The organism is Streptomyces sp. NPDC006365 (genome assembly GCF_042870755.1).
GTDB classification, from domain to species: Bacteria; Actinomycetota; Actinomycetes; order Streptomycetales; family Streptomycetaceae; genus Streptomyces; species Streptomyces xiangluensis.
In genome coordinates, this window is the sequence record NZ_JBIAHS010000017.1 from 139,361 (window position 1) to 151,524 (window position 12,164).

Below are 12,164 nucleotides of genomic sequence, written 5' to 3' on the forward strand. Positions count from 1 at the left end.
CATGACACTGCGAACGACCGCCACTCATCAGGATCTCGACTGGCTGCTGGACGGTCTGGTCGAACAGGTCCCGGGCACCCGGCACGCCATCGTGTTGTCCGACGACGGTCTGGTGGTGAGCCAGTCCAGCACCATCGCCCGCGGCGACGCCGAGCGCCTCGCCGCCGTGGCCACGGGCCAGCAGAGTCTGGCCCGCGGCGTCGGCGCGCTGTTCAACGGCGGTCCCGTGCACCAGGTGATCGTCGAGCTGGCCGACCTGTGGTTGTTCATCACCGCCGCGGGCCGGGGCACGCATCTGGCCGTCGTGGCGTCCCAGGAAGTGGACGCCGAACTGATGGCGGTGGCCATGCACACGCTCATGCAGCAGGTGGGCCAGCGCCTGGGAAGCGAGGCCCGCGTCGCGGCGCCCGCCGTCGAGGGCGGTGTACGTGAGTGAACCACTGGGCGGACAGCATGGAGCCGGACGACGCGGACGCGCAGTCCGTACGGCCTTATACGATCACCCAGGGCCGGACCGCGCCGGCACGTGACGACCTCACCCTGATCACCCTCGTCACGACCGTCGAACCGGAGCCCCCGGGGCGAGCCGCCTCCCGCGGCCTGCAACCCGAGCACCGCGCAATCCTCCGGCAGTGCCGCGCGCCCGCGGCGGTGGCCGAGATCGCCGCCGGGCTGGACCTGCCCATTTCGGTCGCGAAAATCCTGATAGACGACCTGGTCGCCCTGGGCAGGGCGACCACCCGTCCGCCGCTCGCTGTCGCGGCAGGAAGCACGATGGACATGAACCTACTTCGGGCGGTGAGGGATGGCCTCCGCAGACTTTGACCTCATCCAACGCACCGCTGTCGGCACGGCCCCCGCAGCGGTCAAGATCCTCGTGGCCGGCGGCTTCGGCGTGGGCAAGACGACCCTCGTCGGGGCAGTGAGCGAGGTGGCGCCCCTGCGTACGGAGGAGTACCTCACGGTCGCGAGCGTGGGCGTCGACGACGTCGAAGGCGTCGAGCGGAAGTCCACCACCACGGTGGCCATGGATTTCGGCCGCATCATGGTGAACCCCCAGCTGGTGATCTACCTCTTCGGGACGCCAGGCCAGGAGCGCTTCTGGTTCATGTGGAACGATCTCGTGCAGGGCGCCCTCGGCGCGGTCGTCCTCGCCGACACCCGACGACTGGAGACCAGCTTCGCGTCGATCGACTTCTTCGAGAGCCGCCGCATCCCCTTTGTGGTAGGCGTCAACTGCTTCTACGGCCGCAGGGACCGGGACGAGCACGAGGTCCGTGAGGCGCTGGACCTCGACCCCGAAGTCCCGTTGCTGATGGGGGACATGCGCGAGCGGTCGGTCGGCCGCGCCCTGCTTCTGTCCCTGGCCGAGCACCTCATTGTGACAAACTCGATGACCTAGTTAAAAGAGTTATCTAGTTGTACAGTGAGTCCACCCAGGGGTTCGGCTGTGTTCCGCGCCCGCGGGTCGGACGGAGGTGGGCCCTGTGACGAGTGCGACGGGGAGAAGGGGCGGTGGCGGGCTCGGCGGCGCCCAGGTACGCGTGCCCAAGATGGCCGAGCTGGTGGCGGCACGGTTGCGCCGGATGATCGTGCGCGGCGAACTGACGGAGGGCGAGGCGCTGCCGTCCGAGACGGCGCTCATGGAGGAGTTCGCCGTATCCCGGCCGACCCTGCGCGAGGCGTTCCGGGTGCTGGAGTCGGAGTCGCTGATCAGCGTGCGCCGGGGCGCCCGCGGCGGAGCGCGGGTGCAGGTCCCGGAAGGCACGGTGGCCGCCCGTTACGCCGGGGTGGTCCTCGAGTACCGGGGCACGACCCTCAAGGACGTCTACGACGCGCGTACCGTCATCGAGGCGCCGTGCGCGGGCCTGCTGGCCGAGCGGCGCACGGACGAGGAACTGGAGCGGCTGCGGGCCGCCGTCGCCGAGGCCGAGCGGCTCATGGACGACCCGTCGGCCTTCATCCGCGCCCACATGGAGTTCCACGCCCTGGTCGTCGAACTGGCGGGCAACCAGACGCTCACCGTTCTCAACGGCATGGTCCGGCACATCATCGACCAGGCGAACTGGTCCCACGTCGACCTCGACGCGGGCAGCCCCGAGAACGTGCGGGCCAACCGCAGGGGCTTCCGCGCCCATGTCGCGCTGGTCGACCTGGTGGCCGCCCGCCGGGGTGAGGCCGCCGAGGAGCTGTGGCGGCTCCACCTCCAGGAGGCCGAGGACTATCTGCTGCAGAACAGGTCCATGACGACCGTCCTGGACCTGCTCGGCTGACCGTCACCAACTGCCGTCACCAACTGCCGTGGTCAACTGCCGTGCAGCTCCTGGACGACGGGCTCCCACACCTCGGCAGCGATCTCGTACGCGGTGTAGAAGGACACCCGGTCGACCAGCGACCCGTACCGGCGGCTGATCTCCGCCGCCACCCGCTCCGGCTCCGCCACCACCGCGAAGGCGTTCAGCACGTCGTCGTCGACGAGCCGGCCCATCGCCTCCCACTTGTCCTCGCGGGCGGACTTCGACAACGCGTTGAGCTCGTCGCCGAGTTCGCCCCAGCCGTGCAGCTCCAGGACGCCGCGGTAGGCGGGAGTGCTGCCGTAGAAGGCGATCTGGCGCCGGGTGCCGTCCACCGCGCGGGCCATCTCCTCCTCGGTCCGGCCGGTCGCGGTCAGCAGCAGATGGGACACGGAGAAGTCGGCGCGCGTGCGGCCGGAGCCCGCGAGCCCGGTCTCGACGGTCGGCAGGGTGACCTCCCGGAGATACCGCTCGGTGGTGAAGCCGTGCGCGAGCAGGCCGTCCGCCACCTCGCCCGCCACCCGGGTCATCGCCTCCCCGACGGCGGCCACGAAGACCTTCGGCGCGCCGCCGGGGGCAGGTGGGGGAGAGAAGAAGGGGGACATGAGCGTGTGCGTGTAGAAGTCGCCGCGGAAGTCGAGCTTTTCCCCCTCGTTCCAGGCGGCCCAGATGGCGCGCAGCGCGCTCACGTACTCCCGCATACGAGCGGCGGGCCGGCTCCATGGCATGGCGAACCGCCGCTCGATGTGCGGTTTGATCTGGCTGCCGAGGCCGAGCGAGAAGCGTCCGCCGGAGTAGGTCTGCAGGTCGTGCGCTGTGTACGCGAGCTGCATGGGGGAGCGGGCGAAGGCCACCGCGATGGCCGTACCGACCTCGAGGCGGTCGGTGTGCTCGGCCGCGAGCAGCAGCGGCAGGAAGGGATCATGCTTGGATTCCGAGGCCCAAAGACCGTCGTAGCCCGCCTTCTCGTGGTGCCGGGCCTCCTCGACCACCGCTGCGGTGCCCCACACATTGAGCTTGCCGTCGACCTTCATGTCGTTCCTCCGACTGCTTCCATACCGATGCGCTGTACGAGCAGTTCCCGGTGGTGGGCCGGATCGCCGAACAGCAGTTGTGAGGTCTTCGCCCGCTTCAGGTAGAGGTGGGCCGGGTGTTCCCAGGTGAAGCCGATGCCTCCGTGCACCTGGATGTTCTGCTCCGTCGCCTGCAGACAGGCGTCGGAGCAGAACGCCTTGGCCAGGCTTGCCGCCGCGGGCAGCTCCGGGTCGTCGTTCTGGGCCGCGAGCAGCCCGTAGTGCGCGGCGGCACGCGCGGACTCCACCTCGAGGAGGACGTCGGCCAGCAGGTGCTTGACGGCCTGGAAGGATCCGATGGGCCGCCCGAACTGGTGCCGTACCTTGGCGTACTCCACCGCCGTCTCCAGCGCTCGCGAGGCCACCCCCACCTGCTCGGCGGCCAGCGCCACCGCGGCATGGTCGAGCACCTGAGCCACCAGGTCCCAGCCGTCGCCGAGGGTGCGCAGCCGGGTCGCCGGTACGTCGTCGTAGTCGAGCCGCGCCTGCCGGCGGGTCGGGTCCATCGTGGGCAACGGCTCACGGGTCAGCCCGCTCGCGTCGCCCTCCACCCAGAAGACGCCGATGCCGTCGTCGCCGGTACGGGCCACCGTCAGGACGACATCGGCACAGGCGCCGTCGAGTACGAACGTCTTACGCCCGTTCAGCAGCCAGCTTCCCGCGGATTCACGGGCGGTGAGCTGCACTCCCTCGGCGTCCCAGCGGGCGGAGTCCTCGGTCAGGGCCAACGTCGCGACCAGCTCGCCGGAGGCCAGCCCCGGGAGCAGCTTCTTACGGGCTTCCTCGTCGTCGCTGCGCAGCAGAGTGGTCGTCGCCAGCACCGCCGAGGCGAGGAACGGTGCGCACAGCAGAGCGCGGCCCATCTCCTCCATGACCGCGCCCACTTCGACCGGTCCGCACCCGGCGCCGCCGTACTCCTCTGGGACGGCCAGCCCCTGCAGACCGAGTTCCGTGCCCATCCGGCGCCACAGCGCCCGGTCGAAGCCCTCCGGGGTCTCCATCAGGCGCCGTACCTCGGGCTTCGGCGAGGTGTCGGCGAGGAACGCCCGTACCGTGCGCCGCAGTTCCTCCTGCTCGTCGCTGAACGCGAAGTCCATTCCCCTGTACTCCTCTCCTGAACTCCTCTCGGGCTCTCCCGCTCAGCGACGGCCGCGCGAGGCGATGATCCGCTCCACGGCGGCGATGTGGTCCGGTCCGTGCATGGTGTCCCGCTCGGCGAGCAGGGCCGGTTCCATCACGGTGTCGAGGGCCTGCTCCAAGTGCCGGTTCACCGCCCGTTTGGTCTCGTGCAGCGCCTGCGCGGGCTGGGCGGCCAGCCGTCCGGCCAGGTCCATGGCCTCGTCCATGAGCTTGTCCTTGGGTACGGCACGGTTGGCGATGCCCAGGCGGACCGCGTCCTCGGCGCTCACCCGGTCGCCCAGGAACAGCAGTTCCTTCGCCCGGGTCATACCGACGAGCAGCGGCAGGACGTAGGCGCCGCCGTCGCCCGCGACGAGCCCGACCTGGACGTGCGGATCGGCGACATAGGCATCGTCGGCGATCAGCACCAGGTCGCTCAGCAGGGCCAGGCTGCAGCCGAGGCCCACGGCGGGACCGTTGACCGCCGCGATCACAGGGAGCGGGCAGCGGACCATGCCGGTGATGATCCGGCGGGCCTCGTCGACCTGCTGCTCCCGGAAGGCGGCGTCGCGCTGGACCCGGGTCATGGTGTCGAGGTTGCCGCCGGCGCTGAACGCCCGGCCGCGCCCGGTGAGCACGACCACCCGTGCCTCCGGGTCGGCAGCCAGGTCGTCCCACACCGACGCGAGGCCCGAATGCAGCTCCTCGCTCATCGCGTTGAGCTGCTCCGGCCGGTTCAGCTCGACCAGCCGGACCGGCCCGACGGCCATCACCACCAGATCCGTCATCAGATCCTTCATCTCCACCGCCGTAAGCATGGGTGAGTCGGTAGAGTTGAATGGTATAACTAATTTAGCTTTCTGAGAACCAGCTCGCGGGGTGACGGAGGAAGGACGCGGATGCCGGAGCAGGACTACGAGCGCGAGTACGGGCAGAAGTATGAGCGGGCGTACGAGACCGTGCGGGCCGAGGCGGCGGACGGGATCCTCACCGTCACCCTCAACCGGCCCGAGAAGCTGAACGCCTTCGGCCCGCAGATGATGCACGACCTGCTCGACGCCTTGGACGCGGCCGACGCCGATGACGGCATACGTGTGGTCGTGGTGACCGGTGCCGGGCGCGGATTCTGCGCGGGCGCCGACGTCAGCAGCGGACGCTCGACCTTCGACCACCGTACGGCCGGAGCCTGGCACAGGGACACCGGCGGCCGGGTCGCGCTGCGGATCTTCTCCTGCACCAAGCCGGTCATCGCGGCGATCAACGGCCCTGCGGCGGGCGTCGGGGCCAGCATGACCCTGCCCATGGACATCCGGCTGGCGTCGACCTCTGCGAAGTTCGGCTTCGTCTTCGCCCGCCGCGGCATCGTGCCTGAGTCCGCCGCCAGCTGGTTCCTGCCGCGGGCCGTGGGGATGCAGCGGGCCATGGAATGGGTGGCGACCGGCCGCGTCTTCGGCCCCGACGAGGCGCTGGCGGCCGGTCTTGTCCGATCCGTCCACCCGCCGGAGGAGCTGCTGCCGGCGGCCTACGAACTGGCCCGGGAGATCGCCGACAACACTTCGGCCATCTCGGTAGCGCTGTCGCGGCAGATGATGTGGCGGATGCTCGGTGAGCCCCACCCGATGACGGCGCACCGGCTCGACTCACGGATCATGAGCCAGATCGGCGGCGGCCCGGACCCGACGGAGGGCGTCGAGTCGTTCCTGGCCAAGCGATCCCCGGAGTTCCCGGGCCGGGTCAGCAAGGACATGCCCCCCGTCTACCCCTGGTGGCAGGACGAGGAGTTCCGCCCCTTCGGCGAGTGAGCACGGGCATTGAGCACCGGTGACTCAGGCAGAGGTGAGTCAGGGCACGGGTGAGTCAGGCCCGGGCGAGTGAGGGAGATCGATGACGACGTTCGACTACATCGTGGTGGGCGCCGGTTCGGCCGGCTGCGTGCTCGCGGGCCGCCTCTCCGAGGACCCCGGCACGACCGTGCTGCTGATCGAGGCGGGCGGCCGGGACACGACTCCGCTGATCAAGATGCCCAAGGGATTCGGCAAGCTGCTCGGGGACCCCCGGTTCGCCTGGCACTACCCGGTGGAACCGGTGAGTCCGACCGGGAAGGTCGAACACTGGGTCCGGGGCCGCACACTCGGCGGATCGAGCTCCGTCAACGGCATGGTCTACAACCGCGGGGACCGCGCCGACTACGACGAGCTGGAGCGGCTCGGCAACCCCGGCTGGGGCTGGGACACGATGCTGCCGGTCTTCCGGCAGATGGAGGACAACGCGCTGGGCGCCTCGGAGGTCCGGGGCGCGGGCGGCCCGCTGCACGTCTCCACCGTGCCGAAGCCCGAGCCGCTGTGCGAAGAGGCCATCGCCGCCGGGACCGGACTCGGCTGGAGCCGCGCCGACGACCTCAACGCGAGTGACGACGAACGCATCGGCTACGCCATGGCCACCATCAAGGACGGGCAGCGGTTCAGCGCCGCCCGCGCCTTCCTGCACCCGGTCGCGCACCGGCCGAACCTGACCGTGACGGTCGACACCGTCGTGACAAAGGTCCTGACGGAGAACGGCAGGGCGCTGGGCGTCCGCACCCGCAGCAAGGGCCAGGAGAGCGACGTCCTGGCCGGGCGCGAGGTGATCCTCTCCGCAGGCAGCATCGCCACGCCGAAGATCCTTCAGCTGTCGGGTATCGGACCGGCCGAGACACTGAAGTCGGCGGGCGTCGACGTCCTGGTCGACAGCCCGCACGTCGGCGGCAGGATGCGCGAGCACCGCTGCTTCGTCGTCCAGTACCGGCTGAAGGACAACCTCGGCTACAACAAGGCACTGAGCACCCCGCTGCGGCAGGCCCTGTCGGGGATGCGATACATGGCGACGCGCAGCGGACCGCTGGCCGCCCCCGCCTTCGACGTCATCGCCTTCTTCAAGACCCGCCCCGAACTCATCCGCCCGGACGCGCAGTTGCTGATCGCACCGGTGTCCCTGCTCCCTGACGTCCCGGGCAAGGAAACCGGCGTGGAACGCGAGCCCGGCGTGATGGGCCTCGGCTACATCCTGCGTCCCACCGCCGAGGGCGGTCTGCACATCACCTCGGCCGATCCCGAGGCCCCCCTGACCATCACGGCGAACTACTACGGGTCCGACCACGACCGCACGGTGGGAACCGCGCTCTTCCGCAGGATGCGGGAGCTCTTCGAGACCGAGCCGATCGCCGGCCGGATCACCGCCGAGACGCTGCCGGGCCCCGCCGTGCAGGCCGACCGGGAGATCATCGACGCGGGCCTGGACCACGGGCGCTGCGGCTACCACGCCGTCGGCACCTGCGCCATGGGGCCGGCTGACGAGGACGTCGTCGATCCTGAGCTGCGCGTACGCGGAGTCGAAGGCCTGCGGGTCGTGGACTGCTCGGTCATGCCCACGATGGTGTCCGGCAATCTGAACGCGCCGATCATGGCCATGGCCTGGCGGGCATCCGACCTCATCCTCGGACAGGCCTGATGCGGGCCTCGGACCGGCATGACTCGGGCCTCGGACCGGCATGATCCGGCCGAACCGGAGAGATCTGGCCGAAACATTGTCGTAGTTTGCTCGAAGTGTTAGCGTCCGTCGGCGTGCATTCAGCTGAATGCGCTTAACCATTCATCGCCTGGACGGTCACCATGAGCGATGGTTCCCTGCACGAATCCTTCCGCGGTGTCGACTGGGGAGTCGCCACCGCTGACACCGTCGCGGCCCCACCGCCACCCCCGCCGGAGCAGGGCGGGCACTTCCGGCAGTGGACCGAGGACATCCGGCAACTGGTCGGCGCCCCCGTGGACGCACACCGGATGGTCGCCGGATGGCCGCAGCTCCAGCCCGACGGCCCCGGCACCTGGGACCGGGACGCCCTGGACCGCTGCGACCGCGCGCTCGACTCCCTTGTCGCGCGCGGCCTGCGGCCCGGCCTCACCCTGCTCCACAGGTCGCTGCCCCCCTGGCTGGACGCCGCCGGCGGCTGGCTCGCCCGCGACACCGCCGAGCACTTCGCCGCGTACGCCGCCGAGCTGGGCCACCGATTCGGCGACCGGGTGGAGCGCTGGATCACCTCCACCGATCTCGCCGGGCCCACGCTCGCGGACCACGTGGCCGGCATGTACGGCCCGGGCCGGGGCATCGGCCGGGCGGGACTGCCCACGGTCCACCACATCCTGCTCGCCAACGGTCTCGCGGCCCAGGCACTCAGGGCCGCCGGCGCGAGCGGCCGGATCGGCACGACGATCACGCTCGTCGGCGGTTACCCGGCCACCGACGACCCCTTCGACCGCCTCGCCCTGGAACGCCTGGAGAGCTGGACCAACCGCCTCTTCCTCGACCCGATGCTGCTCGGCGAGCACATGGTGACCGAGGAGGACATCTCACCGGTCGAGGCCACCGGCTGCGTCCGGCCCGGAGACCTGGACGTCATCGCCACCGCACAGGACCTGCTGGGCCTGTCCTGGCACACGCCCTTCCGGGTCACGGCACCGGAGAACCTGCCTCGCGTGCTGCCGACCACAAAGTGCCTGAGCGCCCTAAACGAGGTGAATCGCCTGCTGGTGGGCCTTGGTTTCGCGATCGTCCCCTTCGACGACGTGGAGACGACGGCATACGGCTGGCCCATCCTCCCCGAGGGCCTCGCCGATGCCGTCGCCGGCCTCCACTATCTGTACGGGGACCGGCTGCCGCCGCTGTCCGTCGTCGACAACGGCATGGGTGATCTGGACCTGGTCGACGGGACGGGACGCTGTGACGACGCGCGGCGCCGGGCTCTGCTGCGCGCCAGGCTGTCCTGGCTGGCGGGACTCGTTGCTGCCGGGGTGGACGTGTGCGGCTACGAGTACTGGTCGGTCCTCGACAACCTGGAGGCGAAGTTCCGCTACACCCGCCTGTACTCGATGGCCGTCCCGGATCACGAGCCCCCGCCGCGCCCCCCGATGCCGTCCGACTGGGTGCACGGCGGAGCGTTCGCCGATGCCGCCGCACCCGGCGGAGGTCCCGGGCTGACCCTGGTGCCGGCCGTTTCCAGGGATCAGCGGCTCGGAGCCCCGTAGTCCTGGCCCTGGTTCTGGCCCCACTCCCTGCCCTACTCCTCGCTGTCGTCCTTGCCGTAGTCCTTGCCCCGTATCAGCCGCACCGGGTTGTAGACGAGCACGTCCTCGTCCCGCTGGTTGCGCACGGTGATCCGGCTCGTCACCACGCCCCGGCCGGGCTTGCTCGACGGGCGGGAGCCCGTGGTCTCGACAACGGCATAGACCGTGTCGCCGACGTACACCGGTCCCCGCACGGTCAGGTCCATGTGCAGGAAGGCGAGGCCCGTGCCGTGCAGCACGTTCGTCTGCAGGACGAGTCCTTCGGCGAGGCAGTAGGTCAGCCCTCCCGGGACCAGTCGGCCGGTGTAGCCGCCCTCCGCGGCGTGCGAGGCGTCCCAGAACAGCGGCTCGGTGAAGCCGCCCCAGGTGATGAAGTTGACCAGATCGGTCTCGGTGACGGTGCGGCGGGCGGTCCGGAAGACCAGCCCCACAGGCATGTCCTCGTACGTCAACCCCTGCACCAGCGGGGCGACTTCGGCGGTGGTGGTGTGCTCCGACGCCATGGTGGAATCCTCTCCGTACGGAATCAGCGGAACCAGGGACCTGCTGTCAGAGATCGAGCGGGTGCTTGTCGCCCACGCCCTCGAAGTCCGGGGCACGCTTCTCGCGGTGGGCGGCCAGCCCTTCGACGACCTCGTGTCCCGCGAACCCGAAGAACTCAAGGCCCAGCGAGGCCTCGAAGATCGGCTGGGCGGTGCGGTACCAGTGGTTGAGGGACCGCTTGGTCCAGCTGATGGCACTGGCGGGCCCGGCGGCGAGGGCCGTCGCCACCCGCAGACCCTCGGCGTGCACGTCCTCGTCGTCCACGCACTTCGACACAAGGCCGATCCGCTCCGCCTCCTCGCCGGTGAGCACCTCGCAGGTCAGCAGGTAGTACTTGGCCTTGGCCATACCGCACAGCAGGGGCCAGCAGATGGCGGCGTGGTCACCGGCCGCGACGCCGAGGCGGGTGTGGCCGTCGACGATCTTCGCGGTGCGGGCGGCGATGGAGATGTCCGCCAGCATGCCGATGACCAGCCCCGCGCCGACGGCCGGCCCGTGGATAGCGGAGACCACCGGCTTGGAGCAGTTGATCACCCCGTACACCATGTCCCGTGCCTCGCGCATCACCCGGGCACGCACCCCGTGGTCCTCGATCAGGGCCTCGATCGAGTCGAAGGTCCCGCCGGCCGAGAACGCCTTTCCCGCCCCCTGGAACAGCACGGCACGGGTCTGCTCGTCCCGGTCGACGACCGGCCAGATGTCGGCCAGCTCACCGTGCATCCGAGGATCCACGGCATTGAGGTTCGGGGCGTCGAGCACGATACGGAGCACGCCGGGCGCCGGCCGCTCGAAGGTCAGGCTCGTGAACTGGTCGTAGAGATCCGTCACGCCGCGCTCCTGGTGTATTCAGTGCGGATACTATAATTATCTAACTGTATCGCGGAAGGACGGGCAACATGGATCTCACCTTCAGCGAGGAACAGGACGAACTGCGCAAGGTCGTACGGTCCTTCCTCACCAAATACTCCGGCGAGGCGGACGTACGCCGCCTGGCCGCCGATCCGTGCGGCTACGACCGCGCCGTGTGGCGGCGGATGGGCGCGGAACTCGGCCTGCAGGGACTCGCCGTACCGGAGGAGTACGGCGGTTCCGGTTTCGGCTACGTCGACCTCGGCGTCGTCTTCGAGGAGGCGGGCCGCGCGCTGCTGTGCGCGCCGTATTTCGCCACCGTCGCCCTGGCCGCCGAGGCGCTGCTGCGCTGCGCCGACGAGCAGGCCCGAAGTGAGCTGCTGCCGGGCATCGCGTCGGGAGAGAGTGTGGCCACGCTGGCGCTCACCGAGGCCGGCGGCCGCTGGGACGAGCAGGGCATCCGGCTCACCGCACGCGAGACGGCGGGCGGGACGGCAGGTGGGGCCGGGTGGCAGCTGACCGGCGCGAAGACCTACGTCCCCGACGGACACGTCGCCGACCTGTTCCTGGTAGCCGCCCGCACCCTCTCCGGCATCAGCCTCTTCGCGGTCGACCCCGGCGCACCGGGTCTCACCCGCACCCCCCTTCCCACCCTCGACGAGACCCGCAAGCAGGCCCGCGTGGAGTTCACGGACACCCCCGCCCGCCTGCTCGGCACCGAGGGCGCGGCGTGGCCGGTCCTCGAACGCACCCTCGCCACGGCCTCCGTCCTACTGGCCGCCGAACAGGTCGGCGGAGCCGCGGCAGCCCTGGACGCAGCGGTGGAGTACGCCGGGATTCGCGAGCAGTACGGGCGGCCCATCGGCTCGTTCCAGGGCATCAAGCACAAGTGCGCCGACATGCTGGTCGAGATCGAGTCCGCCCGCTCGGCCGCGTACGGCGGACTGTGGGCGCTGGACGCAGGCGACGAGACGGAGATCGCCGTCTCGGCGGCCCTGGCCCAGGCCTTCTGCTCGGAGGCGTTCACCAAGGTCGCCGGGGACAACATCCAGGTCCATGGCGGAATCGGCTTCACCTGGGAGCACCCTGCCCACCTCTATCTGAAGCGGGCCAAGAGCTCCGAGGTACTGCTCGGCACGCCGTCGTACCACCGGGAGCTGCTCGCCACCCGGCTCGGCATCTGATCACCG

13 protein-coding genes are annotated in these 12,164 nt (G+C 70.2%); 8 read left to right on the forward strand and 5 right to left on the reverse strand.

All coding sequences use genetic code 11. The features are described 5' to 3' along the window. Position 1 precedes the first annotated feature (1 nt). From ACFYO0_RS34930 to ACFYO0_RS34945, 4 genes are all read left to right on the forward strand, one after another. The gene (locus tag ACFYO0_RS34930) at positions 2-436 is read left to right on the forward strand and encodes a roadblock/LC7 domain-containing protein (RefSeq protein ID WP_388684279.1); all 435 of its coding nucleotides are present in this window, start codon (positions 2-4) and stop codon (positions 434-436) included. 17 nt (positions 437-453) lie between these two features. Continuing rightward, on the forward strand, positions 454-825 hold the full coding sequence (locus tag ACFYO0_RS34935; RefSeq protein WP_386338428.1) for a DUF742 domain-containing protein: 372 nt from the start codon (positions 454-456) through the stop codon (positions 823-825). Then, complete coding sequence (locus tag ACFYO0_RS34940; protein ID WP_388684281.1) at positions 806-1,402, forward strand: ATP/GTP-binding protein; 597 nt, start codon at positions 806-808, stop codon at positions 1,400-1,402. The genes ACFYO0_RS34935 and ACFYO0_RS34940 overlap by 20 nt, the downstream gene beginning before the upstream one ends. An 85-nt stretch (positions 1,403-1,487) precedes the next feature. Further along, positions 1,488-2,273 carry a FadR/GntR family transcriptional regulator gene (locus ACFYO0_RS34945; RefSeq protein ID WP_388684283.1) on the forward strand — a complete coding sequence of 262 codons (786 nt, stop codon included), beginning with the start codon at positions 1,488-1,490 and terminating at the stop codon, positions 2,271-2,273. Positions 2,274-2,305: 32 nt separating this feature from the next. Here ACFYO0_RS34945 and ACFYO0_RS34950 read toward each other — a convergent pair whose 3' ends face one another. From ACFYO0_RS34950 to ACFYO0_RS34960, 3 genes are read right to left on the reverse strand one after another with little or no spacing between them, the layout of a single operon-like run. Beyond that, positions 2,306-3,328, reverse strand: a complete 1,023-nt coding sequence (locus ACFYO0_RS34950; RefSeq protein ID WP_388684285.1) for a TIGR03617 family F420-dependent LLM class oxidoreductase — start codon at positions 3,326-3,328, stop codon at positions 2,306-2,308. Further along, positions 3,325-4,464 (reverse strand): acyl-CoA dehydrogenase family protein, encoded by a 1,140-nt coding sequence (locus ACFYO0_RS34955; protein ID WP_388684288.1) that lies wholly within the window; start codon positions 4,462-4,464, stop codon positions 3,325-3,327. The genes ACFYO0_RS34950 and ACFYO0_RS34955 overlap by 4 nt, the downstream gene beginning before the upstream one ends. Before the next feature lie 42 nt (positions 4,465-4,506). Further along, the gene (locus ACFYO0_RS34960) at positions 4,507-5,304 is read right to left on the reverse strand and encodes an enoyl-CoA hydratase/isomerase family protein (protein WP_388684291.1); all 798 of its coding nucleotides are present in this window, start codon (positions 5,302-5,304) and stop codon (positions 4,507-4,509) included. A gap of 81 nt (positions 5,305-5,385) precedes the next feature. On the opposite strand from ACFYO0_RS34960, the gene ACFYO0_RS34965 reads away from it, so the two are divergent. From ACFYO0_RS34965 to ACFYO0_RS34975, 3 genes are all read left to right on the forward strand, one after another. Then, positions 5,386-6,288, forward strand: a complete 903-nt coding sequence (locus ACFYO0_RS34965; protein WP_388684294.1) for a crotonase/enoyl-CoA hydratase family protein — start codon at positions 5,386-5,388, stop codon at positions 6,286-6,288. 82 nt (positions 6,289-6,370) lie between these two features. Next, positions 6,371-7,972: a GMC family oxidoreductase gene (locus tag ACFYO0_RS34970; protein ID WP_388684296.1), complete on the forward strand. Its 1,602-nt coding sequence runs from the start codon at positions 6,371-6,373 to the stop codon at positions 7,970-7,972. 161 nt (positions 7,973-8,133) lie between these two features. Further along, on the forward strand, positions 8,134-9,543 hold the full coding sequence (locus ACFYO0_RS34975) for a family 1 glycosylhydrolase (RefSeq protein ID WP_388684299.1): 1,410 nt from the start codon (positions 8,134-8,136) through the stop codon (positions 9,541-9,543). A gap of 32 nt (positions 9,544-9,575) precedes the next feature. Here ACFYO0_RS34975 and ACFYO0_RS34980 read toward each other — a convergent pair whose 3' ends face one another. Further along, positions 9,576-10,085, reverse strand: coding sequence for a MaoC/PaaZ C-terminal domain-containing protein (locus tag ACFYO0_RS34980; RefSeq protein WP_388684301.1), 510 nt, complete (start codon positions 10,083-10,085; stop codon positions 9,576-9,578). Positions 10,086-10,131: 46 nt separating this feature from the next. Continuing rightward, positions 10,132-10,953, reverse strand: a complete 822-nt coding sequence (locus tag ACFYO0_RS34985) for an enoyl-CoA hydratase/isomerase family protein (protein ID WP_388684303.1) — start codon at positions 10,951-10,953, stop codon at positions 10,132-10,134. A gap of 68 nt (positions 10,954-11,021) precedes the next feature. On the opposite strand from ACFYO0_RS34985, the gene ACFYO0_RS34990 reads away from it, so the two are divergent. Then, entirely contained in the window at positions 11,022-12,158 is a 1,137-nt protein-coding gene (locus ACFYO0_RS34990) for an acyl-CoA dehydrogenase family protein (RefSeq protein WP_388684305.1), read from the forward strand. Positions 12,159-12,164: the final 6 nt, after the last annotated feature.